The following is a 25,154-nucleotide window of genomic DNA, read 5'->3' on the forward strand; positions in this document are numbered from 1 at the left end:
CATGCCCGCTGCACCCGTCCTCCCCGGCGGCGGTCCGCTCGCCCGCCCCGGCCGCCGCCGACCGGTCGGCGGCCCCGGCCGTCGCCGTGCCCTCGCGCCCGGCCGGGGCCGCACCCGGTGGTCCCGCCGCCGTCCCCTCGTCCGCTCCGCGGCACAGGGCGGTGCCGCCGGCCGCCGTGGGTGCCGTGAGGGTGGTGGTGTTCCTGAGCCCGGGTGGCAGGGCGGGGGTCCCCCCGGAGACCGCCGTCGTCTCGGTGGCCGGGGCCGGGGTGAGGCCCAGGAGGGCGTGGACGGCGGGGAGGACCGCGTCGGCCCGGGCGGGGTCGGGGGCCGGGGCGAAGCCGGGGACGGTGGGCGAGGACGCCCCCGTGCCGCGCCCGCCGGGGCCGCTCCGGACACGGTCGCCCAGGGCCCGCCGGACCCCCGGCTCGTAGGCCGAGAAGGTGCGCCGCAGCAGGGGCAGCACGTCCGTGAACGCCACCCCCGGGACACCGGTCAGCCAGGTGTCGACCAGCGTCAGCAGCCGCTCGTCGTGGAGGAGGAGCAGGCCGCCGCCCGCGCCGCCGACGAAGCCCTCGATCCAGGCCGCCGCGTCCGCCGGGGGCGTGCCGGGCGAGAGCACCAGGCCCATCGGGCGGGCCGCCGCGGCGGGCGCCAGCGCGCCGTCGTCGAGGAGGAGCCGCACCACGCGGCCCCGGATCACCCCCGGGACGGTGGTCCGCGCGCCCAGGGTGCGCAGGACGGCGTGCCAGCGGGCCCGCAGACCGCCCCGGCCGGGCACGGCGGCGAGCAGGCCCACCGCCGCGTGCACGGCGTCGACGTGGCGGCGCGCCTCCTCGGCCGCGTCGGCGCCGAGCGCGGTGCAGGCCGGGGGCAGCCCCACGAAGATCCGCGCGGCGAGCCCGGCGGCGACCTCGGCCAGGGCCTCCGTCCCGGTGCCGCGCACGTCCCCGTAGCGCAGGGCGCGGACCAGGGCGGGCAGGGCCCGGGCGAGGTGGCCGACGTCCGTGTCGAGCGCGGCGCGGTCGGCGAGGGCGGCCATCACCGCGGGCAGCGCGTCCGGCAGCCCGGCGAGCAGACAGCGTTCCGCGAGCGCGGTGACGCCGGACAGGTCCCGCGCGGCGGCGGCGTCCGCCTCGGCCCTGGCGGTCGCGGCGGCGAGGACGGTCGTGCCCCACACCCCGGCCTCGGCGACCCGCACCGCCAGCTCCGGCTCCCATCGCAGCCGCCAGCCCTCCCGGAAGGTGCCCGTGCCGGACCGCTCGGCGGCCGGTTCGCCCCAGCCGACGCCGAGCAGGCGCAGCCGGTGCAGCAGGCGGCTGCGGGCCGCGTCGGTGTCCTCGCGCAGGTCGAGGTCCAGTTCGCGGACGCGGGCCTCGGGGGCGAGCCGGAGCCGCCGCCGGATCCGGTCGAGGTCCCGCTGCAACGGCACGGCGGGCGCCCCCTCCGGGACCCCGCCCAGGACGTCCCCGACGACGAGCCGGTCGCGCACCAGGGCCAGCGGCACGTCCGAGCCGTCGCACATCACCGCCCGCACGGCCTCCGTCGTCTCGCCCAGCCCGGCCAGCGGGCGACCGCGCAGCGCGGCGAGGGTCCCGGCCAGCCGGACCGCCTCGATGACATGGGCCGGGGAGACGGGCCGGTCCTCCTCCCGCAGCAGCCCGGCCACCTTGGTCAGCCAGCGCTCGACGGGACGGTCCGGCGCCTCGAACAGGTGCCCGTACCAGCCCGGCGCGTCGATGCCCGCCCCGTACCCGCCGGACCGGGAGAGCCTGCGGTGGGTCCACGGGACCCAGGTCAGCTCCACCCGGGTCCTCGGCAGCCCCTTCAGCAGCGCCCGGTCGGCGGCGACGGTGGTGCGGCGCCGCAGCGCGGGCACGTGCCAGGCCCCGCACACCACGGCCACGGTGCCCGGGAACTCCCGCCGGGCCGCGCGCAGCCGGAGCCGCATGTGGGCCTCGCGCACGAGGTCCCGGCCGTCCGCGCCGCCGGTCTCCCGCAGCGCCGTCATGGCCTCCTCCAGCGCGGTGAACGGCGCGAGCGCGTCCTCCGGCGCGCCCGCCGCCCCGGCCCGGTGCTCGACGACGTCCTCCCACCAGCGTTCGGGGTCCTCGTGGCCGGCGGCCCCGGCGAGCGCGGCGAGCGGATCGGCCCGGACAGCCAGGCCGGCCGGCGCGGACTCCTCCTCCGGGCGCCCGCCGGAACCGCCCGCGCCCGGTGCGCCGTCCTTCGGCGCGTCCCCCTCCGCCGCGCCGTCCCCCGCGCCGCCGTCCCCCGCCGGACGGGCCAGGGTGTGGGTGGCCGGGAGGTCGATGAAGCGGGCCGGCACCCCGTGGTCGAGGGCCCAGCGCAGGGCCACCCACTCCGGGGAGAACGCGGCCAGCGGCCAGAACACCGACCTGCCGGGCTCGTCCACGGCGTGGGCGAGCAGGGCGACGGGCGGGCGCATGGCCGGGTCGGCGGCCAGCGGGATCAGCGGATCGGCCTCGGGCGGCCCCTCGATGAGCACCGCCGCCGGGCGGGCCGCGTCCAGCGCCGCGCGCACCGCCCGGGCCGACCCCGGCCCGTGGTGGCGCACACCGAGCAGCAGCGGCGGCGCGTCGGCGGGCGCGCGCCCCCGGGCACCCCCCGTACGGGGCGGGCCGCCCCGGGCACCCTCCCCGCCGGTCCCGCCGTCCCTCTCCCCCGCCCCGGCAGCCCCCCGCCGGCGCCGGGAGGGCGCCGGTCCGCCACCGGGTGCCGCGGCGCCCCGTCCCCCGGCCGTCGGCGTGTCCCTCACGCGGCCACCTCCCGGCAGGCCCGGTAGAAGTCGCTCCAGCCGTCGCGCTCGCGCACGACCGTCTCCAGGTACTCCTGCCAGACGACGCGGTCCGCCGCCGGGTCGCGGACGACGGCGCCGAGGATGCCCGCGGCGATGTCACCGGGCCGCAGCACCCCGTCGCCGAAGTGGGCGGCCAGGGCGAGGCCGCCGGTGACGACCGAGATGGCCTCGGCCGTGGACAGGGTCCCGCTGGGCGACTTCAGCTTCGTCCGGCCGTCGCCGGTCACTCCGTCGCGCAGCTCGCGGAAGACCGTCACCACCCGGCGGATCTCGTCGATGCCGTCGGGCGCGGCCGGGAGGTCGAGGGAACGGCCGATCTGGTCGACCCGGCGCGCCACGATGGAGACCTCCGCCTCGGCGCTCTCCGGCAGCGGCAGCACCACGGTGTTGAAGCGGCGGCGCAGGGCGCTGGACAGCTCGTTGACCCCCCGGTCGCGGTCGTTGGCGGTGGCGATCAGGGTGAAGCCGCGGGCGGCCTGCACCTCCTGGCCCAGCTCCGGCACGGGCAGGGTCTTCTCGGAGAGGATCGTGATGAGGGTGTCCTGCACATCGGCCGGGACGCGGGTCAGCTCCTCCACCCGGACGGTGCGGCCCTCCGCCATGGCGCGCATGACGGGGCTGGGCACGAGGGCCTCGCGGCCGGGCCCGTGGGCGAGCAGCCGCGCGTAGTTCCAGCCGTAGCGGATCGCCTCCTCCGGGGTGCCTGCGGTGCCCTGCACCAGCAGCGTCGAGTCGCCGCTGACGGCGGCGGCCAGGTGCTCGGAGACCCAGGTCTTCGCGGTGCCGGGCACGCCGAGTAGGAGCAGGGCGCGGTCGGTGGCGAGGGTGGCGACGGCGACCTCGACGATACGGCGCGGCCCCACGTACTTGGGGGTGATCACCGTGCCGTCGGGCAGGGTGCCGCCGAGGAGGTAGGTGGCGACGGCCCACGGCGACAGCCTCCAGCGGACCGGGCGCGGGCGGTCGTCCCGCGCTGCCAGCGCGGCGAGTTCGCCCGCGAAGGTCACCTCGGCGTGCGGACGCAGCACCTCGGAGCCGGGCACGGCGCCGGCGCCGGCCCCGGCCCCGGCCCGCCCAGCGGACTCGGGGCCCCTCTCCTCCGGGGCCCCGGAGCCGGGTCGTGCGGATGTCGGTTCTGCGGACACGGGCATGGCTGAGTCCCCCTCCAGCTCATCCGGTTCGTTCTGTGACCCACCGTGCACCACCCCACTGACAATCGCCCTGACCTGCACGAACGCCCTCACCTGACCGGTTGTCAGTGGCGCCGTCTACCTTCGGTGGCATGACTCAGCGACGGGGGCGCGGGATCGTGGCGGAGGTGCCGGCGAGGGCACCCGACGCCGCGTCGCGCGAGGCGGGAGAGGGGCCGGTAACGGCCGCGCGATGGCCCGGGAGGGGACGTTCCGAAGAGGGGGCGGTGCGGGGGCCCTGTGAGAAGGGGGCGGGCCCGCCGCACCGCGCGGCCGTGTCCGTGCCGGACGGCGCGGAGCCGGTGCGCGGGGGCGACTGTCCGGCTGACGGCACCCCCTGCGCCCCTGTACGGGGGCTGCCGCGGCTCCGGGACGGCGCAGGGGAGGCCGCCGCCTCGCGCAGCACCCCGCCGGACGGGGCACGGCACCGGCTCGGGGAGGGGCCGGGAGTGCCCGCGGCGGCGGACACGGCCGGTCCCACAGGGGCACGGGACGGGGACACCGGTCCGGCGGGCGGCGGAGTGGCTCCGGAGAAAGGGGACGCCGGGCCCGGGGCCGGGGGTGCAGGCCCGGAGAAGGGGGACATCGGGCCGGGGGTCACGGGCGGAGGCACGGTCCCGGGGACGGGGAACGCCGGACCGGGGACCGGAAGCGGCGGACCGGAGGCGCGGGGCCGGGCGGCCGGGGGTGCCGGACCGGCGGGCGGGGGCACGGCCTCGAAGACAGGGGGCGCCGGAGCGGGGACGGAGGGCGCCGAACCGGGAGCCGGAAGCGGCGCGCCCGAGGCCCGAAGCCGGGTGGGCGGGGGCACCGGACCGACGGGCGGAGGCACGGTCCCGGGGACGGGGGACGACGGACCGGGGGCCAGGGGCGCGGAGCCGGAGAAAGGGGACGCCGGGCCGGGGGCCACGGGTGAGGCTTCGGAGACGGAGCATGCCGGACCGGGGGCCGGAGGCGGCGGACCGGAGGCGCGGGGCCCGGCAGGTGGGGTCGCCGATCCCGGGGCGGCGCGGCGGCGGGCGGAGCGCCGTGCCGAGCGGATCACCTCCGGAGCCACGGAGCTGGAGCGGCGCCTCGCGGACCTGCTGCGCGGCGGTCTGGCCGGGGCGGAGGCGGCCGGGTACGGGATGTGGGAGGAGACGGCGGCCCGCATGGTCGACGCGCAGGCGCCGGGGCTGGCCGCGCGGGTGCGGGAGCTGGGCGCCGTACCCGGGTCCGGGCCGGGCTGGCCGGTGCGGCTGCTGGAGGAGTGCGCGCTGCTGCACCTCCTGGACCGGGGCTGGCTGCGCCGGGAGGGGCTGCCGGACGCCCTGGCCGCGGCGGTCCGTTCCCGCGTGGGCCTGCCGGCGCGGGCGGAAGGACCCCCGGTGCGGGACCGCTGGCTGGTCCTCGCCCGCCACGACACCTCCGACCAGCCCCTGACGGCCCGCCACACCTGGCTGTACGGAACGGGGTCGGACCGCACCGTCCTCTGGCTGTCCTACGGGTCGCCGGGGCGGCCCCTGGAGCCCCCGCTGCCGGTGGGGCTGGCCCTGGACGCGGAGGTGACCGCCCGGCCGGGCGACGGCCGGGGGCGGGTCGCCCTGGGCGAGCGGTTCGGGAGGCCCGCGCCGACACGGGCCCGCCCGCCGGGAGTGACGACGGGCGGGGCGGCGGCCCGGTACGGGTCGGCCCTGCGCGACGACCCCTGGCTGGAGTCGGTGCCGGTGACCCTGGAGCGGGCGGTACCGGTCCGGGACGGCGACCACTGGCACCTGGCGGACGCCGACGGGGACGCATCGCTGCCGCTCACCCCGGCGGCCCGCGCCCGGCCCGGGCTGTGGCGGCTGGTCGCGCTGTCCGGCGGCGCGCCCCTCCGGGTCTTCGGGGAGTGCGGGCACCGCGGCTTCACGCCCCTGGCCGCCTGGCCGGAGGCCCCGGGTCCGGTGGTGCCGCTGTGCTGACCCGTCCACCGGGCCCGCGCGGGGGCACGTCCGCTCCGGCCGTCCGGTCCGCCGCCGTGCCGCCGCGTCCGTGACCGCCCGGTCCCGTACTCCGTCCCCGGGCCCGCAGGCCCCGTCCACCGGAAGGAACCCGATGACCAGCACAGCACCGGTCCCCTCGGCCCCGCCGTGGGAGGACCTCGTCACCGCGGCCCTGCTCGGCACCGACCGGCGCACTCCCCCGGGGCTCGCCCCGGGCCGGGACGCGCCGGCCGCGCTGCTGGACGCGGCGGCCGTGGCGACCGTGCGCCGCCGGGCCGGGCTCCGCCCGGGGACCGCCGGCCGGCGCGTGGCCCCCGCCCCCGGGGACCCGCGCCCCCGGGTGCCGGACGCGGCGGCGCGGCGGCTGACGGCGCTGCTCTCCGACCGTCCCGGCACGGCGGGCGGAGGGCGCCGCGGCACGGCCCCCGACCTGATGGAACTGCTGCCGCAGTGGCTCGCGACGGCGAACGCGCACGGCTACGCGCCGCCGCCCGAGGCGCTGCCCGCCCTGCTGGACGCAGCGCGGGCACGGACGGACCTGCGTCCGGCGGCGCTGCGGTTCGCCGGGCCGCGCGGCCTGTGGCTGGCCGGGCTGAACCCGGACTGGCGGTTCGCCCTGCGCACGACGCCGGGCGGGGCCGCCGCACCGCCCGGCCCCGGAAGCGGCGAGCGGACGCGGCGGCTGTGGCGGGAGGGGCTGTTCACGGAGCGCGTCACCCTGCTGTCGACGCTGCGGTCCCGTGAACCGGTGGCGGGCCGCGAGCTGCTCGCCGGGACCTGGGAGACCGAGCGGGCCGAGGACCGGCTGATGTTCCTGGACTCCCTGCGCGTGGGGCTGTCCGAGGCCGACGAGCCGTTCCTGGAGCGGGCGCTGACCGACCGCAGCCGCACCGTCCGGGCCACGGCGGCGGAGCTGCTGACCGCCCTGCCGCGCTCGGCCCTCGCGACCCGGATGGGCGCCCGGGCGCTGGCCTGCGTCTCCCTGGACCGCACCGTCGGCGCCCCGGCCGTCGTGGTGGAGGCTCCCCACGAGTGCGATCCGGGCATGGAACGGGACGGCGTGGTGGCGCGGGCCCCGTCCGGCCGGGGCGAGCGGTCGTGGTGGTTCGGCCAGGTCGCGGAGGCGGCGCCGCTCGGCATCTGGTCCGCGCGGATGGGCGGGCGCACCCCGGAGGAGATCGTCGCCCTTCCGGTGCGGGACGACTGGCAGGGCGAACTGCACGCGGCCTGGTGCCGGGCGGCCGTGCGGCAGCGGGACGCCCGGTGGGCGCGGGCCCTGCTGGGCTCCCCGACGGCACCGGAGGCGGGCGGTCCGGGAGCGGTGTCCCTGGCCGAGCGGGCGAGGCTGCTCGGCACCCTGGAGGCCGGGGAACGGGCCGACTGGGTCGCCGGGTTCATCGGCGCCCACGGGCTGTCCGAAGCGTTCCAGCTGCTCGGCGTGTGCGCGGTGCCGTGGGCCCCGCCGCTCGGCCGGGCCGTCGTCGACGCGCTCAACATCGCCCGGGACGCGGGGAGTTACCCGTGGAGCTTCAGCGGCGTGATGGGCCTGGCGGAACGCTGTCTGGATCCCGGCGAGGCGGCCCGGCTGGACAGCCTGCTGGCGGTGCCGGACGAACCGGAGGACGCCTCGCCCGGCGCCGGGGGTTACTGGGCGGAGGCGTTCCAGCGCCTGGCCCGGACGCTGCGGCTGCGGGCGGTGATGACCGAGGAGCTGGCGGGGGCGGGTGACCGGTGCGAGGGGCTCCCGGTGGGCCCGGCGGATCGCGGGGCCGCGCCTGGGGGATGAAGTTGCCGGGCCGGGGCGAGGGTTCGCCAACAGTGACCGGGGAGCTGACCGGGCGGGACCGCTCGCGTCGGACCGACGCACTGCGGGGGCTGCCTCTGAGAGCGGGGACCGGGCCCGGGGCTGCCCGGGACGCGGGCCCGTCATCAGCGGTCGAAGAGCTGGCCGGGGGTGGACGGCCGGTGACCCGGGGCGCTCCCGGTGGACCGCGGGGCTGCTCCGGGGGATGGAGCCGCCCGACCCGGAAGCTTCCGAGGGCCGTCAGCAAGGCGAGGGTGGGTCAACGGCGTGCGAACGGAGGGATCTTCGGCGGGCCGGATCGCCGGGCTGCCGGACTCTCGCTCGGCCTGCGGAACACCTCCGGCCCAGCGCGCCCAAGGCACGCCGTCCGCATCGGCTCAGGGCGGGTACGGGCCGGTGGGCCGGGCCGGGCCAAGCTCCGGGAACAGTGTGCGGCCGGACGGACCTTCGGAGGGCCGGACCACCGGACGGACCGACCGCCGGGCGACCGGACAGTCGGCGGAGCGTCCCCGGCCGAGCGCGCCAAGAGGGCGCCGTCGGCATCGGCTCGGGTCCGGGCCGGTGCGGGCAGCCGGTCCGGGCCGGGCTCCGGGAACGGAGACCCCTTTCGGCCGGGGCCGGGCGGGGGACGGGGTGCGGGGATGGCGGGCCGGGGCCGTGGCCCCGGTTCCGGGTCACGGGCCCGGCGGACCTCCGTCCGCCGGTCCTGCGGGCGGCGCGCCCCGTACCGCCGGGGCCGGTGGGCGCCGCCGGGGGCTCACGCCTCCGCGGGCTCCCGGACGTTCGCCCGGACCCACTGCACGATCGACGCTGTCGTCGCGCCGGGCGTGAAGATCTCCGCGACGCCCTTCTCCTTCAGCGGCGCGATGTCCGCCTCCGGGATGATGCCGCCGCCGAAGACCAGGATGTCGGCCGCGTCCCGCTCCTTGAGCAGTTCGATCACCGCGGCGAAGAGCGTGTTGTGCGCGCCGGAGAGGATGGACAGCCCGATCGCGTCGGCGTCCTCCTGGATCGCGGTGCCCACGATCTGCTCCGGGGTCTGGTGGAGGCCGGTGTAGATGACCTCCATACCGGCATCGCGCAGGGCCCGCGCGATCACCTTGGCCCCGCGATCGTGGCCGTCGAGCCCCGGCTTGGCCACCACCACGCGGATCGGACCGGCTGGCACACCCATCACTGCCTCCATGAAGCGACTACATCCATCCGTACCGTCAAGTACCGCACACATCATCCGCGCCGTACAGCAGGAGCACGTCACGCCCGGGGCGCCTGGCCCGCCCGGCACCGCCGGGCGCCCCGACGTGCGGGGCCGCCGTACCGCGCCGCCCGCGGAGCCGCCCGGGGAGTGAACGAACGTTATCGCCAGCATCCCGCAAGCCGCGGTTTCATGGTGCGGACAGAGGGGGAAATCACACGGTGACACCTTCCCGCCGCGCACCGTCGCCGGGTACAGCGGCGGCACCACCGGCAGGCGGAGCCACTCGCTCCGGGCATCGCGGGGCGGCCCCGGGCGGGCAGCGGCGCCACAGGCACCCCGGGCGCCACCGCCGTATCATCGAGAGACCGGCAACACCCGCACCGGGATCCGCACCCTTCGCTCCTCTCCCGCACAGACCGGCGATCACCGGCGTTTTCCGCTCTCCACCAGGGCACCCGGGGACAGAGACGTCCCGCGGCGTGCCGACAGGAGGTCGGTCCATGAAGGTCACGACGGCGGCACTGCCCCTTGTTCCGTTCTGCCAGCGCCTCCTCCCCTCCCTGCCGGACCTGCCCGGAATCCCGGGTCTCCCGGGTCTCTCGTCGCTCTCCGGTCTCTCGTCGCTGCCGGGGATCTCGGGGCTCACCGACGGCCTGGCCGGGCTCCCGGGGCTGTCGGCCCTGTCGGCCCGCCCCTCGCTCCCCGGTCTGCCGGGCCTCCCGGGCGTCTCGAACCTCCCCTGGCTCTCGGGGCTCGCCGCGCTCCCCGGGCTGACGGGCCGGCTGACCGGCTCCTCGCTGACCTTCCTCAAGGCGACCGCCCTGGAGGCCGCGATCCTCGCCGGACACCTGCTCCTCTACCCCTCGGGCATCGTCCAGGAGCGCCGCCCCGACCCCTGGCCCCCCGGCACCCCGGCCTCCGGCCCCGGATCGGCGCCGCCCCCGTCCCCGCTGACGTCCCCGGCCCGCCCCCCGGTGGTGCTGCTGCACGGCTTCATCGACAACCGTTCCGTCTTCCTGCTGCTGCGCCGCAGCCTCGCCCAGCACGGCGGGCAGCCGGTCGTCTCGCTCAACCACTCGCCGCTGACCGGCGACATCCGCGCCGCCGCCGAACTGCTCGCCGGGTACGTCGAGGAGATCTGCGCGCACACCGGCACCGAGCGGGTCGACCTCGTCGGCCACAGTCTCGGCGGGCTCATCGCCCGTTACTACGTGCAGCGGCTCGGCGGCGACCTCCGCGTCCGCACCTGCGTGACCCTCGGTACGCCGCACACCGGGACCCGGGTGGCGCCGCTGGCCAACGCCCATCCGATCGTGCGGCAGATGCGCCCCGGCTCGCCGGTGCTGGAGGAGCTGACCCGGCCGGCGCCCGGCTGCCGCACGCGGTTCGTGAGCTTCTGGAGCGACCTGGACCGGGTGATGGACCCGCTGGAGGCGGCCCGCCTCGACCACCCCGACCTGACGGTGGAGAACGTGCGGGTGAGCGGCATCGGACACCTCGCCCTGCCGGTGCACCCGGCCGTGGCCACCGGCATCCGGCAGGCCCTCGACGCCTCCGGACTGCTCCCGGAGGCGGGCGGCGGCCTTCCCCCCGGCCCCGTCGGGGGCATCACCGTGGCCTGATATCCCCCATTCGCCTCGAACATCCGTCGAACACAAAGCCAAGGTCCTGCTCCCGGCCGCCGAATCACGGCCGATTGCCCGCTTCGCCCGCACGGGAAACCCGCGGAAGATTGTCGCGCCCGCATACCGCCGGGTACAGTCGCCGCACTGCTCTGGCAGCCCTGTTGTCGAGGCGAAAGAGAAGTTGGTGAACGACCGTCACCCTCCGGGGGGCACCATCACCCCGGGCCCGGCTTCCGACGCCTCCGCGGCGCACTACGCGCCGTACGGCACCGGGGAGCCCGTCCACGGCGACCTCACCACGTACGCCGCCCACGACACCACCGGTTTCACCACCGGCGGCCACGGCACCGCCTTCGCCACCGACCCCCTCTTCGGCGCCCTCACCGCGCAGGACACCGGCGGGTACGGCACCACCGGCGGGTACGGCACGCCCGGCGTCCAGGACACCGCCCAGTGGGCCACCGGCAGCCACCGGAGCCTCCACCACGACGGCTACGCGGCCCGGCACCACGCCGCCCACGACACCGGCACGTACGACACCACCGGCTGGACGGCGGCGTACGCACCGGCCGACGCCGCCTCCGCGCAGGGCGCCACCACCGGGACCACCGGCCAGTGGGAGACCGGCGCCTGGACGCTCCCGGAGCCCTCCGGCGGACCGGCCGACAGCACCCAGCAGTGGACCTGGGACACCCAGACCTTCGACACCGGTTCGCTGGCCACGGGCACCTTCGCGACCGGTTCCCTCGACACCGGCACCTTCGCGACCGGCACCTTCGCCACGGGCCCGGCGGTCTCCGGCGCGTTCCCCGCCGACGCCTTCGCCACGGGTGCCTTCGCCTCCGGCACCGTCGACACCGGCGCCTACGACGCCACGCAGTGGAACTCCGACGGCGCCGCCGCGGCCGGGCCCGCCGCCCCGGACTCGCCCGGCACCCGGGCCGACGGCGCCCCCGGGGAGACGCCCGCCCCGGCGGCCGGCCCGGACACCGACGCCCCCGGCGCCGCCCCGGACGGCGGTGGACCCGCCGCGCGCGAGGACGGCCTGGCCGACACCGGTGAACTGCCCGCCGTGACCGATCTGCTGGAGGAGCAGGAGGAGCGGGCACCGCGTGTCCCGGCCCCCCGTACCGCCGCCTCCCACGGCGGGTCCCGCTCCCGGCGCCGCCGCCCCGCCAAGCGTTCGGCCCTGCTGACCATCGCCGTGCCCTCGGCCTGCGTGATGAGCGTGGCCGGGATCGCCGCGGCCTCGGTCGGCGGCCTGACCGGCGACGAGGGCACCGCGACCCGGGCCGCGGCGGCCGACGACATCGACCCGGACGCCCAGCCGGTGCGGCCGTCCACCGCCAACAACCGGCTCGACACCCAGCTCACCAGCCTCGCCGCCGGTGCCGACGACTTCGCGGACCGGGCCAGCCGGACCCAGGAGCGGATCGACCTCAAGGCCGAGCAGGTCGCCGAGAAGAAGCGCGCGGCGGAGGAGGCGGCCCGCAAGGAGCGGCTGCGCCCCAAGTTCGCGCTCCCGGTGGCGCAGCACGGACTCAGCGCCTACTACGGGCAGGCCGGCATCAACTGGATGTCCGTGCACACCGGCATCGACTTCCCCGTCAGCTACGGCACGCCGGTGATGGCGGCGACCGACGGCACGGTGCGCACCCAGTTCAACTCCGCCTACGGCAACATGCTGATCCTCACCGCGAAGGACGGCACGGAGACCTGGTACTGCCACCTCTCCACGTACCACGTGCCCTCCGGCACGCCCGTGAAGGCCGGGGACCGGATCGCGTACTCCGGCAACTCGGGCAACTCGACCGGACCGCACCTGCACTTCGAGGTGCGTCCCGGCGGCGGCGCCGCGATCGACCCCCTGGCCTGGCTGCGCAGCCACGGCGTCGACCCGTCCTGACCCGCCGCGCGGCCCCCGCCGCCGCGCACGTCCCTGTCCGGCGCGTCCCCGTCCGGCCTCACCGCCCCGTCCGGCCTCACGGCTCCGCCGGGGCACGGCCGCGGCGGCGGGCCCGGGCGGCGCGCGACCGCCGCCGGGCCCGGCCGCTCAGAGCTTCTCGACCGGCGCGTACCGCAGCAGCAGCCGCTTCGGCTTGGTGTCCCCGAAGTCGACCGTCGCCTCGGCGTTGGCCCCCGTGCCCTTCACCCCGACCACCGTGCCCAGCCCGAACTGGTCGTGGGTGACCCGGTCGCCGACCGCAAGCGACACCGTCGGCTTCTCGGCGGTGCGCCGGGTGGCGAAGCCGGAGGCGCCCGACGCCGAGGAGCGGGAACGGGACGACGACAGCGACGCCGCGATGCCCGACACCGGCCCGGAGGACACCGGGGCGCTCGCCCCGGTCCGCTTCCACTCCAGGTGGGGCGCCGGGATCTCCTCCAGGAAGCGCGAGGGCGGATTGTACGAGGGCTGCCCCCAGGCGCTGCGCAGCGTGGACCGGGTCAGGTAGAGGCGCTCGCGGGCGCGGGTGATGCCGACGTAGGCGAGGCGCCGCTCCTCCTCCAGCTCCTTGGCCTGGCCGAGGGCGCGCATGTGCGGGAAGACGCCGTCCTCCATGCCGGTGAGGAAGACGACCGGGAACTCCAGGCCCTTGGCGGTGTGCAGGGTCATCAGGGTGACGACGCCGCCGCCGTCCTCCTCGTCCGGGATCTGGTCGGAGTCCGCGACCAGCGCGACCTGCTCCAGGAAGTCGGCCAGGGTGCCCCCGGGGGCCGTGCCCTCCGCGTCGCCGGCGCCCTCCGCCGCCTCCGCGCCCGCGCCGCGCTCCTGCTCGAACTCAAGGGCGACGGCGGCGAGTTCCTGGAGGTTCTCGATGCGGGTCTCGTCCTGCGGGTCGGTGGACGCCTGCAACTCCGCGAGGTAGCCGGTGCGTTCGAGTATGGCCTCCAGGACCGTGGCCGGACCGGCGCCGGACTCGACGATGGTGCGCAGGTCCTCCATCAGGGTGTTGAAGCGCTTGACCGCGTTGGCCGACCGCGCGGCCATCCCGTACGCCTCGTCGACGCGCCGCAGCGCCTGCGGGAAGCTGATCCGCTCCCGCTGGGCGAGGGCGTCGATCATCGCCTCAGCGCGGTCGCCGATGCCGCGCTTGGGCACGTTGAGGATGCGGCGCAGCGGCACCGAGTCCTCCGGGTTGGCGAGCACCCGCAGGTAGGCCAGGACGTCCCGGACCTCCTTGCGCTCGTAGAAGCGGACGCCGCCGACGACCTTGTAGGGCAGGCCGACGCGGATGAACACCTCTTCGAAGACCCGGGACTGGGCGTTGGTCCGGTAGAACACGGCGACGTCACCGGCGCGCGCGTGACCCGCGTCGGTGAGCCGGTCGATCTCGTCGGCGACGAACTGCGCCTCGTCGTGCTCGGTGTCCGCGACATAACCGGTGATCGTCGCGCCCGCGCCCTGGTTGGTCCACAGGTTCTTGGGGCGGCGCGACTCGTTGCGCTCGATCACGGCGTTGGCCGCGCTGAGGATGGTCTGCGTGGAGCGGTAGTTCTGCTCCAGCAGGATGGTGGTGGCGTCCGGGTAGTCCTCCTCGAACTGGAGGATGTTGCGGATCGTCGCCCCGCGGAAGGCGTAGATCGACTGGTCGGCGTCGCCCACGACGCACAGCTCGGCGGGCGGGACCTCGGCCTCCGGCGGCACCTCGACCGGGTGCTCGGTGGTGCCGACCAGCTCGCGGACCAGGGAGTACTGGGCGTGGTTGGTGTCCTGGTACTCGTCGACGAGCACGTGCCGGAAACGGCGGTGGTAGTGCTCGGCGACGTCCGGGAAGGCGCGGAGCAGATTGACCGTCGTCATGATCAGGTCGTCGAAGTCGAGGGCGTTGGCCTCGCGCAGCCGGGACTGGTAGAGGGCGTAGGCCTGGGCGAGGGTCTTCTCGAAGCCGTCGGCGGCCTGGGCGGCGAAGTCCTCCTCGTCGATCAGCTCGTTCTTGAGGTTGCTGATCTTGGCGCTGAAGGACTTGGGCGGGAAGCGCTTGGGGTCCAGGTCGAGGTCGCGGCAGACGAGGGCCATCAGCCGCTTGGAGTCGGCGGCGTCGTAGATCGAGAACGACGAGGTGAAGCCGAGCCGCTTCGACTCGCGGCGCAGGATGCGCACGCAGGCGCTGTGGAACGTCATGACCCACATCGCGTTGGCGCGCGGGCCGACGAGCTGCTCGACGCGCTCCTTCATCTCGCCCGCGGCCTTGTTGGTGAAGGTGATCGCGAGGATCTGGCCGGGGTGGACATCGCGCTCGGCGAGCAGATGGGCGATGCGGTGGGTGAGCACCCGGGTCTTGCCGGAACCGGCGCCGGCCACGATGAGCAGCGGGGTGCCGGAGTGCACGACGGCGGCGCGCTGGTTCTCGTTCAGCCCCTCCAGGAGGGCGGCCGGGTCGAGCACCGGGCGCGGGGCGCCGTTGCGGTAGTGCGTGTCCCGCTCCGGCGGGGTGTCGAACCTCCCGCCGAACAGGTCGTGCGGGACCGGCTCCGCGGCGTGGTCGTCCTCGGGCGGGGGCGGGGGCTCCTCCTCGTGGCCCGCGGGGGCCTGGAGGCTCGCCAGGAAGCTGTCGTCAAAGAGGCTGCTCATCGCTCTCCGAGTCTAGGCCGCCCCACCGACAACGGGTTCCCGCCCCGGAAATTCCCCCGCGGGGCGGGGCCGCGCGCCCCGGGGCTCCGGGTCTCCCGGGCTCCGGAGCCGTCCGCCGGTCCCCCCGGAGAGGCCCGGCCGGCTCCTCCGCGCGACACCCCGCCCGTCCGGTCACGGCCAGCCGACCGCGCCGTCGCGCACCACCAGCGGCTCGGCCGACGACGACTCGTAGAAGCGCGTCCAGCCCAGGACGACGCCCCCGTCCTCCCGCCGGTGCCGGTCGGCCGCTTTGGCGGCGAGCCGGCACAGCAGGTCGCCGATGAGGTCGAACGCGTCGGGGTGGACCTCCTGCCGGCTGGTCAGCGCCCACCCGCCGGGCCGGGTGCCCTCGCGGCGGCACAGCGCCGAGACGAGCGCGCCGCCCACCCGGTACGCCGGTCCGTCACCGTCCAGGAGGGGCTGGGGATCGTCCCCGGCGACGGGCTCACCGTCGGGGCCCCCGGTGCGGACGGGGAACGCGGTCACGGTGCGCGGGACCTCCGGCGCGGGCCCGAGCCCGAGGTGCCAGCGCAGCTCGGCGACCTCGTCCTCGGACAGCTCGTCGCGCAGGTCCAGCGTGATCGTCAACTCGTACAAGTCGGCCATGTCCGCAGGCTAGCGAGGGGGTCGGACAAGGGGGCGCCCCTGTCGCCCGCCTTGTCCGGGAGCCGGGCGACAGGGGCGCACGGTCCCGCCCGGGGCGCGGGCGGTGCTCCGCGGGACGCGGCTCCGCCGGGCGCGGGAGCGGGGTGGGGCGGGCCGGGGGGAGCGGGGTGGGGCGGCCCTCAGAGTCGCGGGAGCGGGGCGGTCCCGGCCTCAGGCGGCGGCCGGGCGGCGGCCGGGCCCCGGTCGGGCCCCGGTCGGCGTTCCGGGCCGGGGTTCCTCCACGCCGGGGCCTCTCCCCCGGGAGTCTTCCGGGGCGCACCGCTCCCGTGCGAACAGGCCCTCCTTCGGCCCCGGTCGCGTTCCCGCCCCCGCCCCGGCCCCTGGCCCCGGTCCCTGGCCCCGGTCCCTGGCCCCCGGCCCTGGTCCCGGCCCCCTGATCGAACCAGGGCCCCTCCACGGACTGAGCGGCTCCTCCTCCACGGAGGGACCGGCTCCCACGGAGGGACCGTGCTCCGCCGCCCCTCGCCGGCAGGACACGTTCCCCCGGCCGCTCCCCCCGACCGCCCCCCGTCGGCACCCCCGCGTCGGCGTCGCGCCACGCAGCGTCACCCCGGCGCGAAGGTCACGAAAATGTATCGGGCATATCACCCGCCGACCTTCACAAGCGCCACGCCCGTTGGCTACGGTGCCGGGCAGGCCGCTCGGCCCCTCCCGGCGAACCTCGCCGGCCCGCGCGGCCCCGCCGCACCCGGCGCGCCTCCACGGCGCCCGGAGCCGGACCGGCCGGAGGCCCGGATGGACCGGCGCCCGTTCGCGACGAGCGCGACGCCTCCGGGCGCGCCCCGCCGCGCCCCCGGCCCCGGACCGGCCACGGACCCAGGAGCCGGACCGCCCCCGGGCACCACGCCCCGGACGGGAAGGGCACGGGCCCGGCAGGCGGAGCACGGAAGGAGCCGTCTCCTTGGCGTCCCACCGCAAGTCGCGTCCGACCGGCACCCGCGCGGCGGCCCTGCGCACCCCCGCCCTCGCCACCGCGGCGCTGACCTCGGTCGCCCTGCTCTCCCAGACCGCCCAGGCCGCCCCGGCCGACGACCGGCCGAGCCTGGAGGAGGTGCAGAAGCGGGTCGACACCCTGTACCGGGAGGCGGGCGCGGCGACCGAGAAGTACAACGCGGCCAAGGAGCGGACCGCCGAGCAGCGCGGACACGCCGACGCGCTCCTGGACGAGGTCGCCCGGCGCACCCAGAAGCTGAACGACGCCCGCGAGAAGCTGGGTTCCCTCGCCGCCGCCCAGTACCGCAGCGGCGGCGCGATCCCGGAGACGGCGACCTTCCTGCTCGCCGACTCCCCGCAGGACTACGCCGACCGCAGCCGGATGACGAAGCGGCTCACCGGCCGGCAGAAGGACGCCGTCGACGACTTCATCGCCCAGCAGGCGGCGACGATGAAGAAGCGCCGGGAGGCCACCGAGAGCCTGCGGACGCTCACCGGGACGCAGGACGAACTGCGGGCGGCCAGGGCCACTGTCCGCAGGAAGCTGTCCGGCGCGCGCGAACTGCTGTCGGAGCTGACCGCCGAGGAGAAGGCGCGGCTGGCGGCGGCCGAGAAGAAGAAGCGGGAGGAGGCCGCCCGCAAGGCCGCGGAGCTGGCCCACCGCCAGGCCGAGGACCGCGAGCGGCGGGAACGGGCCGCCGCGGCCGACTCCGCCACCCCCTCCGGAGCGTCGGACCCGTCCAGTCCCTCCGGAGCGTCGGACCCGTCCAGTCCCTCGGGCTCCTCCGGTTCCGGCTCCTCCGGCACGGGCTCCTCGGACACGGACCCGTCCGGGTCGTCGGGCTCCCCGGACACGTCCGGTTCGCGGCCCGGCGGCAACGGCGGCGGGACCACCACCCCCGCGCCCACCCCCGGGACCACGGCGGGCCGGGCCATCGCCTTCGCCCGCGCCCAGATCGGCAAGCCGTACGTCTGGGGCGCCACCGGCCCCGGCTCCTACGACTGCTCCGGTCTCACCCAGGCCGCCTGGAAGGCGGCCGGCGTTTCCCTGCCGCGCACCACCTACGACCAGGTCGCCTTCGGCACCACCGTCCCCCTGGACCGGGCCCAGCCGGGCGACCTCGTCTTCTTCTACGCCGACGTCACCCACGTGGGGCTCTACATCGGCGACGGCATGATGATCCACGCGCCGAAGCCGGGGGCGTACGTCCGCGAGGAATCCGTCTACTACGACGGCGAGTCGTCCATCCACAGCGTGGTGCGCCCGGCTTGATCCGCCCGGCTCTCTAGCATCGCCCCATGTCCACCACCGTCACCCGCTCCTCCCTGCGCACCTGGCTGGCGCAGCGTCCGCCCGCCGCCGGGGCCGCCGTGATGGCGACCGGCATCGTGTCGGTCGCTCTCCATCTGATCGGGCACGAGACGCTGTCCCGCGTCGCGCTGGCACTGGCCTGCGCCGCCTGGCTCGGGCTCGCGGTGAACTTCGTCTCCCTGCTGCTGACCGACCGGGCGAAGTGGGCCGACCGCGCGGGGACCCCGGGCGCGCTGACGGCCGTCGCGGCCACGACCGTGGTCGGCACCCGCTTCGCGCTGCTCGGCTGGACGTCCCTCGCCGGGGCGGGGCTCGCCCTGGCCGCCCTGCTGTGGCCCGGCCTGCTGGTGCTGGTCGTACGGAACTGGGGGCGCCGGATGCCCGGCGCCGTGTTCCTGGGCTGTGTCGCCACGGAGGGGCTCGCGGTGCTGGCGGCGACGCTGGGCGCGACGACCACGACGGCCTGGCTGGTGCACGCCGCGCTGGTGCCGTTCTGGCTCGGCCTGGTGCTCTACCTGATCGCCCTGGTCCGCTTCGACCTGCGGCAGGTCGCCCGGGGGGCCGGCGACCACTGGGTCGCGGGAGGGGCGCTCGCGATCTCCGCCCTGGCCGGGGCCAAGCTGCTCGCCGCCGCCCGCACGGACATGTACCTGTGGACCGACGACGTCCAGTCCGTCCTGCACGACGTCACCGTCGGTCTGCTCACGCTCGACCTCGCCTGGTACGCCGTCCTCGCCGTGGCCGAGGTCGTGTGGGTGCGGGTCGACTACGACGTGCGCCGCTGGTCGACCGTCTTCCCCCTCGGCATGACGGCGGCGGCCACCCTGTCCGTCTCCGCCGCCATCACGGTGTCCTGGCTGGACGGACCGGGGCGGGCGCTGGTGTGGGTGGCCGTCGCCGCCTGGCTGGCCGTCGCCGCGGGCGCGGTGGCCGCGGCCCGGAACGAGCTGCGGTCCATCGCGCGGGAACCGGTGGGGATCAGGTCCACAGCACGGCGATGAAGATGTTCACCACCGTCAGCAGGCCCACCAGGCCGAACAGCGGCTTCTCCACCCGCTCCTCGTCGCGCTTGACGTAGACCAGGCCGAGGATGACGACCAGCACGGCCAGCTTCACGCCGATCTTGATGTTGTCGACGGAGTAGTCCTGGGCCTGGTTGAGACCGACCAGCACCACACCGGTCACCAGCATGGTCAGCGCGCCGTGCAGCATGGCGGGGACGAAGCGGGCGGTGCCCTGGCCCATCGCCTTCATCTGGGTCAGGAAGCCGCCGAGCAGCGCGGCGATGCCGACGATGTGCAGACCGACGAAAACGTGGATGAGTACGTCCATGGTGCCGGAGCCTAGCCAGCGTCCCCTACCGCTCCGACACCGGCCCGCCCCACGCCGCGCTCCGCCGCCGCCCGCCGCCCGCCCGCCGCGCGCGCTCCCGCGCTCCGGAGCGCTCCCATAGCAGTCCGTCACCCCCGGCCGGCCGCGATCCGGCGACACGGTCATCACCCCCGGCCCGTCGGCGCACCCACCGCTCCCCCGCGATCACTCCCGGTCGCCGAACGGTCCCGTGCCGACAGTTCCGTCCTTTCCACCACCGGCCCGGCACGACCCGGCCTAGCGTCCTCCCCCAGCGGATGACCGGGCCCGGACGGCGGGCCGGTCCGTACGGAAGGACGTGAACCCCTGGTGGCAGCGCATCGCAGGCCACGGCAGCGCGCGACGGGCACCGGAGCGGCCCGCACGGCGATCACCCTCACCCTCGCCGGGGCGGCCACCGCCGCCGGACTGGGCGCCGGGACCGGACACGCCGCCCCGGAGCCCGCCCCGGCGCGGGCCGGGGCCACGGTCGACCGGCTCCACCGGGAGGCCGAGGCCGCCACCGAGAAGTACAACGGCGCCAAGGAGCGGGCCGACGCCGCCGAACGGCGACTGGAGCGGCTGCGCGACGAGGTCGCCCGCAAGGAGGACCGGCTGAACACCGCCCGCGAGACCCTCGGCTCGGCCGCCGCCGCCCAGTACCGCGGCGGCGGACTCGGCCCCGCCCTGCGCCTCGCGCTCTCCTCCGACCCCGACCGCTATCTGGACGGCGCCGCCCTCGTCCAGCGCGTCGGCACCCGGCAGAAGGCGGCCCTCGGCGCGGCCCGCGCCCAACTGCGGGAGATCGAGCAACTGCGCGGCGCCGCCCGCATCGAACTGGCCGCCCTCACCTCGCGCCGAGCCGAACTGGAACGCCACCGCGGCACCATCACGGCCAAGCTCGCCGCGGCCCGCCGCCTCCAGTCCCGGCTGGACGCCGAGCGGCGCGCCCGGCTCGGCCCCGATCCCGCCTCGCCCTTCTCCGCCGCTTCCGCCGACGGCCGCGCCCTGGCGTCCCCCTCCGGCCTCCCAGGGACCCCCGGGACCCACACCGGAGCACCGAGGTCCGCCCCACGCACCCCTGGCGACCTCGCGCCGGGCTCCCGCGCCGCGGCGGCCGTCGCCTACGCCCACCAGAAGCTCGGCAGCCCCTACGTCTGGGGCGCGACCGGCCCGCACGCGTTCGACTGCTCCGGCCTCACCCAGGCCGCCTACCGCGCGGCGGGTGTGTCACTGCCCCGCACCACCTACGCCCAGATCGGCGCCGGGCAACGCGTCCCCCGCTCCCAGCTCCGCCCCGGCGACCTCGTCTTCTTCTACCCCGGCGTCACCCATGTGGGCATCTACGTGGGCGGCGGCCGGATGATCCACGCCCCGAACCCCTCGGCTCCGGTGCGCGTGGCCCCCATCGACGGGATGCCCTTCGCCGGGGCCACCCGAGTGGCCTGACCCCCGCCGCGTCGGCTGGCGGTCCCCAGGAACTCGTACGCCGGTCCGCCGCCCCCTCGGTACGCCACCTGCGGGCAGCGGCCCGCGGGCCGCTGAGCTACGGCGCCCGGGCCGTGGCACACCGGTCCAGCGGGACCCGTTCGGTGCCGGTGCCGGGAAGCCGGTGCCGGTGCCGAAAGGGCCGGGTCAGGCCGGGGCTCGGGTGGCCCCGGCCGGGAAGCCGGAGTCCGGGCCACCGGGGCTGGGAGACCGGGGCCGGGAGACCTGGGTTCAGGCCGCCGGAGTCCGGGCGGTGGCCGCGCCGGCGATCAGGCAGGGGCACCCCCGTCCCGCCCGGCACCGTCGTCCTTCGACACCCGCCGACCCCGGCGTCCGCCGTCAGACCAGTCGGCGGGCCGTCGCCCAGCGGGTCAGTTCATGGCGGTTGGACAACTGGAGCTTGCGCAGCACGGCCGAGACATGGGACTCCACCGTCTTCACCGAGATGTAGAGCTGCCGGGCGATCTCCTTGTAGGCGTAGCCGCGGGCGATCAGGCGCAGCACCTCCCGCTCGCGCTGGGTGAGGCGGTCGAGGTCCTCGTCGACCGGCGGGGCGTCGGTGGAGGCGAAGGCGTCGAGGACGAACCCGGCCAGGCGCGGGGAGAACACCGCGTCCCCCTCCTGGACCCGGAAGACGGAGTCGACCAGATCCGTACCGGTGATCGTCTTGGTGACATAGCCCCGCGCACCGCCGCGGATCACCCCGATCACGTCCTCCGCCGCGTCCGAGACGGACAGGGCGAGGAACCGGACGGGCCGCTCCGCGTCGGCCATCAGCGGGGCGCAGCGCCGCAGCACCTCGACCCCGCCGCCACCGGGAAGGTGCACGTCGAGCAGGACCACCTCGGGCCGGGTCGCGGTGATGACGGTGACCGCCTGGTCGACGTCGGCCGCCTCGCCGACCACCTCGACCCCGGTCTGCGCCGTCCGGCCGATCTCGGCCTGGACACCGGTGCGGAACATGCGGTGGTCGTCGACGAGGACCACCCGCACATGGCGCTCCGCCCCGCCGTCCGCCGGCCCCGCGGACCCGGCCGCCTCGCCCGCTCCGGCCGTTCCGTCCGTCTCGGTCGGCTCGTTCATGACGTCTCCGCCCTCTCCATCTCCAACTCGACCTCCGTGCCGCCGTCGGGCACCGCGCGCAGCCGCGCCGTGCCGCCGTTGCGCTCCATGCGGCCGATGATCGATTCTCTGACGCCCATCCGGTCGGCGGGTATCGCGTCGAGGTCGAAGCCGGGGCCGCGGTCGCGGACGGACACGAAGACCGTCCTCCCCTCGACCTCGGCGTAGACCTGGACGGCCCCGCCGTCGCCACCGTACTTGGCCGCGTTCACCATCGCTTCGCGCGCGGCCTGCATCTGCGCCCCGATCCGGTCGTCGAGCGGGCAGTCGCCGACGACCACGACCTCTATGGGCACGCCGTGCTTGTCCTCGACCTCGGCGGCGTTGCGCTTCACGGCCTCCGCGAGGGTGGCCGGCTCGTCGTCCTCGTCCTTCCCGTTGCCCTCCGGTTTGTAGAGCCAGGCCCGCAGGTCCCGCTCCTGGGCACGGGCCAGGCGGCGCACCTCGCCCGCGTTCTCCGCGTTGCGCTGGATCAGGGTCAGGGTGTGGAGCACCGAGTCGTGCACATGGGCCGCGACCTCGGCGCGCTCCTGGGCCCGGATGCGCATCAGCCGTTCCTCGGAGAGGTCCTGGGTCATCCGCACCAGATAGGGGCCGGCGAGGAGGGTGATGCCCACCAGCACGGCCAGGGCCGCCTGCAGGACGGAGCCGAGGTGGGCGGCGGACCCCTGGAGGACGAAGATGCCGGTGACACCGGCGGTGACCAGCAGGACGCCGACGACGGACCGCAGCAGGGTGACCGTCCGCCCGTGACGTCCCACCTCGGCCCAGCGGGCCCGGCGCGCGTTGTCCGCCTGGCGCCAGACGAGGGCCACGCCCGCGCCGACCAGGACCATGGGCCAGAGGTAGGCCTTGGCCCCGTCGGCCAGATTGACGTTGCCCACGAAGACCATGGCCGCCACGACCATGAGGAGCAGGGCGACGAGCTGCCCCTTGTCCGGCCTGCGGGCGACCACGCGGCGGCGGCCGTCCGCGGAGACCTCGGTGGTGACGAAGGACGGCGGCTTCTGCGTCTCGACGCCGCCGACCCCGAGCGGCACGAAGAACCAGAACGCCGCGTAGAGCAGGGCGCCGAGGCCGTCGGCCATGAAGAGGCCGACGAAGACGAGGCGGACCCAGACGACGGGCAGGCCGAGATGGCCCGCGAGCCCCCGCGCCACGCCACCGAGCCAGCGTCCGTCACCGCTGCGGTAGAGCTTGCGCGGCGGCCGCGGTTCGACGAGTGGTGCTGCTGCGGCTTCCGGCATGCCAATGATGGTCACACGGCGGATCGGGGGCGGGCATCAGGGTCGGTCCCCGAGACACCCCTGATCTTCGCCCGGCGCGCCGCCCCCGCCGGACCCCGGGGCGGCCTCGGGGCCGATATCAGGGACGGACCAGGGTTGTACCGGCTGCCGCCACGCCGCCCCGCCCGTCACCATGGACCCATGACAGATCACGAGCACGCCGCGACGGGTACGGGACCCGGCCACGGACCGCGTTCCGCACCGGGCGCCGGGCCGCGGGACACCGCGTCCGCCGCGGCCGGTGTCCCCGGCGGCGGCTCCGGGGCCCCGGGCTCCGACCCCCCGTTCCGCCGCGACCGGCGGCACAAGACGCTGGCCGGAGTCTGCGCCGGTCTGGGGCGGCAGTGCGACATGGACCCGGTGATCTTCCGGATCACGCTCGCGGTGCTCTCCGCGACGGGCGGCATCGGCCTCATCTTCTACGGCTTCGCCTGGCTCTTCGTCCCGTACGAGGACGAGGACGAGAACGAGGTGCGCAAGCTGCTGACGGGCCGGGTCGACGGCCAGGCGCTGGCGGCCGTGATGTTCGCCCTGGTCGGCTGCGGGGTGTTCCTGACCATGCTGAAGAACGGCGGGGTGCTCACCTTCGCCGTGCTCCTCTCCCTCGTCCTGGCGGGGGCCGGCTACTGGTCGCGACAGCGGGGGGCGGCCGATCCGGACCCGCTCTCCGCGCAGGCCGCCGCCGACGCCCCGCCGGAGGCGCAGGCGCCGCCCATCTCCTTCCACTGGCCGTCCTGGTGGCGGGACCCGATAGTCAAGGACGGCACCCACGTAGGGGGGACGGGATATCTGTGGGGGCCCGAGGACACCCCCGCCCCGAACGCCGAGCGGGCCCTCGACATCAAGGTCGATCTCAAGGCCTTCCCCTGGTACACGGAGAAGGGGAGCGGCAGCCGCTGCTCCCGGCGGCCGCGGTCCCGCGATCCCCGGGGCATCGGCGGCTGGGTGTTCCTCCTCGCACTGCTCGCCGGCTTCCTCGGCACCCGGCTGACCTGGGACGACCATCCGCTCGGGGTCAGCCTGCAGACGGGGCTGTCCTGCGCCCTGGCCGTCTTCGGCATCGGTATCGCGGTCAGTTCGTTCCTCTGCCGCACGGGAGCGGGGACGGTCTTCCTCGCCGTCGTCACGGCGGGCCTGCTGGCCGGGGCCACGCTTCTGCCGCCCGACGCCGGTACGCACTGGAGGAACACCACCTGGCAGCCCACCACCGTGGCCGACGTCCGGACGCGGTACGAGATCGGCACGGGTACGGGCACCCTGGACCTGTCCCGGCTGAAGCTGCCGGAAGGCCAGGAGCTGACCGCACGGGCGGAGGTGGGCGTGGGACGTATACGGGTGGTCGTGCCGAAGGAGGTGACCGTGCGGCTGAGCGTCGAGGTCGGGCTGGGCGACATCCAGCTGCCGGGCGACAACGCGAAGGACGTGGACGTGGCGCCCCGCAAGCACCGGGAGCTGACCCTGCCGGGCACCCCGGGCGGCGCCGGGGCGGGCACGGTCGACCTCGATCTGAGGGTCGGCGTGGGACAGGCGGAGGTGAGCCGTGCTGCGTCATGACTTCCAGCCCGGCCGCCTGGTCGTCGGGCTCACCCTGATCCTGGCGGGCGTGCTCTACGCCGGTGATGCGACCGGCGCGTGGGACGTCCCGTGGTTCGTGCTGTTCCCCGTCATGTCGGCCGGGCTGTGCCTCGCGGCCACGGCGGGCATGGCGGCCCGCGGCATACGCCGTCGCCGGGTGTCGCCGGACGAGCGGCGGGGGGTGCCCGGCGCGGATCCGCCGGAGTGA

At 76.5% G+C, this 25,154-nt stretch carries 16 protein-coding genes and 1 pseudogene; 9 read left to right on the plus strand and 8 right to left on the minus strand.

All coding sequences use genetic code 11. The annotated features are described in order from the left end of the window. Positions 1 to 259: 259 nt before the first annotated feature. Both ACZ7LB_RS12265 and ACZ7LB_RS12270 read right to left on the minus strand, forming a co-directional pair. Positions 260 to 2,590: pseudogene (locus ACZ7LB_RS12265) on the minus strand (DUF5682 family protein); the annotation flags it as partial. Positions 2,591 to 2,775: 185 nt separating this feature from the next. After that, positions 2,776 to 3,972, minus strand: a complete 1,197-nt coding sequence (locus ACZ7LB_RS12270) for an ATP-binding protein (protein WP_471467473.1) — start codon at positions 3,970 to 3,972, stop codon at positions 2,776 to 2,778. 836 nt (positions 3,973 to 4,808) lie between these two features. On the opposite strand from ACZ7LB_RS12270, the gene ACZ7LB_RS12275 reads away from it, so the two are divergent. Together ACZ7LB_RS12275 and ACZ7LB_RS12280 are read left to right on the plus strand one after the other, a co-directional pair. Then, positions 4,809 to 5,954 (plus strand): hypothetical protein, encoded by a 1,146-nt coding sequence (locus ACZ7LB_RS12275; protein ID WP_471467475.1) that lies wholly within the window; start codon positions 4,809 to 4,811, stop codon positions 5,952 to 5,954. A gap of 133 nt (positions 5,955 to 6,087) precedes the next feature. Beyond that, positions 6,088 to 7,761 carry a DUF5691 domain-containing protein gene (locus ACZ7LB_RS12280; RefSeq protein WP_471467477.1) on the plus strand — a complete coding sequence of 558 codons (1,674 nt, stop codon included), beginning with the start codon at positions 6,088 to 6,090 and terminating at the stop codon, positions 7,759 to 7,761. Between the two features lie 775 nt (positions 7,762 to 8,536). Here ACZ7LB_RS12280 and ACZ7LB_RS12285 read toward each other — a convergent pair. Then, complete coding sequence (locus ACZ7LB_RS12285; protein WP_471467479.1) at positions 8,537 to 8,953, minus strand: cobalamin B12-binding domain-containing protein; 417 nt, start codon at positions 8,951 to 8,953, stop codon at positions 8,537 to 8,539. A 524-nt stretch (positions 8,954 to 9,477) separates the two neighbouring features. On the opposite strand from ACZ7LB_RS12285, the gene ACZ7LB_RS12290 reads away from it, so the two are divergent. Then, entirely contained in the window at positions 9,478 to 10,599 is a 1,122-nt protein-coding gene (locus ACZ7LB_RS12290; RefSeq protein ID WP_471467481.1) for an esterase/lipase family protein, read from the plus strand. A gap of 187 nt (positions 10,600 to 10,786) precedes the next feature. Then, on the plus strand, positions 10,787 to 12,508 hold the full coding sequence (locus tag ACZ7LB_RS12295) for a M23 family metallopeptidase (RefSeq protein WP_471467483.1): 1,722 nt from the start codon (positions 10,787 to 10,789) through the stop codon (positions 12,506 to 12,508). Positions 12,509 to 12,655: 147 nt separating this feature from the next. Here ACZ7LB_RS12295 and pcrA read toward each other — a convergent pair whose 3' ends face one another. Together pcrA and ACZ7LB_RS12305 are read right to left on the minus strand one after the other, a co-directional pair. Next, positions 12,656 to 15,175 (minus strand): DNA helicase PcrA, encoded by a 2,520-nt coding sequence (gene pcrA / locus ACZ7LB_RS12300; protein ID WP_471467484.1) that lies wholly within the window; start codon positions 15,173 to 15,175, stop codon positions 12,656 to 12,658. A gap of 171 nt (positions 15,176 to 15,346) precedes the next feature. Continuing rightward, on the minus strand, positions 15,347 to 15,820 hold the full coding sequence (locus ACZ7LB_RS12305) for a hypothetical protein (protein WP_471467486.1): 474 nt from the start codon (positions 15,818 to 15,820) through the stop codon (positions 15,347 to 15,349). Between the two features lie 961 nt (positions 15,821 to 16,781). On the opposite strand from ACZ7LB_RS12305, the gene ACZ7LB_RS12310 reads away from it, so the two are divergent. Both ACZ7LB_RS12310 and ACZ7LB_RS12315 read left to right on the plus strand, forming a co-directional pair. Next, the gene (locus ACZ7LB_RS12310; protein WP_471467488.1) at positions 16,782 to 18,086 is read left to right on the plus strand and encodes a C40 family peptidase; all 1,305 of its coding nucleotides are present in this window, start codon (positions 16,782 to 16,784) and stop codon (positions 18,084 to 18,086) included. A gap of 26 nt (positions 18,087 to 18,112) precedes the next feature. Then, positions 18,113 to 19,126, plus strand: coding sequence for a tellurite resistance/C4-dicarboxylate transporter family protein (locus tag ACZ7LB_RS12315; RefSeq protein WP_471467490.1), 1,014 nt, complete (start codon positions 18,113 to 18,115; stop codon positions 19,124 to 19,126). On the opposite strand, the gene ACZ7LB_RS12320 is transcribed toward ACZ7LB_RS12315, so the two are convergent. Continuing rightward, entirely contained in the window at positions 19,104 to 19,457 is a 354-nt protein-coding gene (locus ACZ7LB_RS12320) for a hypothetical protein (RefSeq protein ID WP_471467491.1), read from the minus strand. The genes ACZ7LB_RS12315 and ACZ7LB_RS12320 overlap by 23 nt on opposite strands. A gap of 348 nt (positions 19,458 to 19,805) precedes the next feature. On the opposite strand from ACZ7LB_RS12320, the gene ACZ7LB_RS12325 reads away from it, so the two are divergent. Next, a complete protein-coding gene (locus ACZ7LB_RS12325; RefSeq protein ID WP_471467492.1) occupies positions 19,806 to 20,924 on the plus strand; it encodes a C40 family peptidase in 1,119 nt (372 codons plus the stop codon). 378 nt (positions 20,925 to 21,302) lie between these two features. On the opposite strand, the gene ACZ7LB_RS12330 is transcribed toward ACZ7LB_RS12325, so the two are convergent. Together ACZ7LB_RS12330 and ACZ7LB_RS12335 are read right to left on the minus strand one after the other, a co-directional pair. Next, complete coding sequence (locus ACZ7LB_RS12330; RefSeq protein ID WP_471467494.1) at positions 21,303 to 22,046, minus strand: LuxR C-terminal-related transcriptional regulator; 744 nt, start codon at positions 22,044 to 22,046, stop codon at positions 21,303 to 21,305. Beyond that, positions 22,043 to 23,332: an ATP-binding protein gene (locus ACZ7LB_RS12335; protein WP_471467496.1), complete on the minus strand. Its 1,290-nt coding sequence runs from the start codon at positions 23,330 to 23,332 to the stop codon at positions 22,043 to 22,045. The genes ACZ7LB_RS12330 and ACZ7LB_RS12335 overlap by 4 nt, the downstream gene beginning before the upstream one ends. 180 nt (positions 23,333 to 23,512) lie before the next feature. Here ACZ7LB_RS12335 and ACZ7LB_RS12340 point away from each other — a divergent pair, with 180 nt between their 5' ends. Further along, complete coding sequence (locus tag ACZ7LB_RS12340) at positions 23,513 to 24,925, plus strand: PspC domain-containing protein (protein WP_471467498.1); 1,413 nt, start codon at positions 23,513 to 23,515, stop codon at positions 24,923 to 24,925. Then, positions 24,912 to 25,154, plus strand: a complete 243-nt coding sequence (locus ACZ7LB_RS12345) for a hypothetical protein (protein ID WP_471467500.1) — start codon at positions 24,912 to 24,914, stop codon at positions 25,152 to 25,154. Before ACZ7LB_RS12340 ends, ACZ7LB_RS12345 begins: the two co-directional genes overlap by 14 nt.

The sequence above is a fragment of the Streptomyces sp. NPDC107521 genome, assembly GCF_055598485.1.

Bases quoted from the DNA above. Each gene is read 5' to 3' on its own strand.
- ACZ7LB_RS12270 (WP_471467473.1), bottom strand. From the start codon at position 3,972: ATGCCCGTGTCCGCAGAACCGACATCCGCACGACCCGGCTCCGGGGCC.
- ACZ7LB_RS12280 (WP_471467477.1), top strand. From the start codon at position 6,088: ATGACCAGCACAGCACCGGTCCCCTCGGCCCCGCCGTGGGAGGACCTC.
- ACZ7LB_RS12285 (WP_471467479.1), bottom strand. From the start codon at position 8,953: ATGGGTGTGCCAGCCGGTCCGATCCGCGTGGTGGTGGCCAAGCCGGGG.
- ACZ7LB_RS12290 (WP_471467481.1), top strand. From the start codon at position 9,478: ATGAAGGTCACGACGGCGGCACTGCCCCTTGTTCCGTTCTGCCAGCGC.
- pcrA (WP_471467484.1), bottom strand. From the start codon at position 15,175: ATGAGCAGCCTCTTTGACGACAGCTTCCTGGCGAGCCTCCAGGCCCCC.
- ACZ7LB_RS12305 (WP_471467486.1), bottom strand. From the start codon at position 15,820: ATGGCCGACTTGTACGAGTTGACGATCACGCTGGACCTGCGCGACGAG.
- ACZ7LB_RS12315 (WP_471467490.1), top strand. From the start codon at position 18,113: ATGTCCACCACCGTCACCCGCTCCTCCCTGCGCACCTGGCTGGCGCAG.
- ACZ7LB_RS12320 (WP_471467491.1), bottom strand. From the start codon at position 19,457: ATGGACGTACTCATCCACGTTTTCGTCGGTCTGCACATCGTCGGCATC.
- ACZ7LB_RS12330 (WP_471467494.1), bottom strand. From the start codon at position 22,046: ATGAACGAGCCGACCGAGACGGACGGAACGGCCGGAGCGGGCGAGGCG.
- ACZ7LB_RS12335 (WP_471467496.1), bottom strand. From the start codon at position 23,332: ATGCCGGAAGCCGCAGCAGCACCACTCGTCGAACCGCGGCCGCCGCGC.
- ACZ7LB_RS12340 (WP_471467498.1), top strand. From the start codon at position 23,513: ATGACAGATCACGAGCACGCCGCGACGGGTACGGGACCCGGCCACGGA.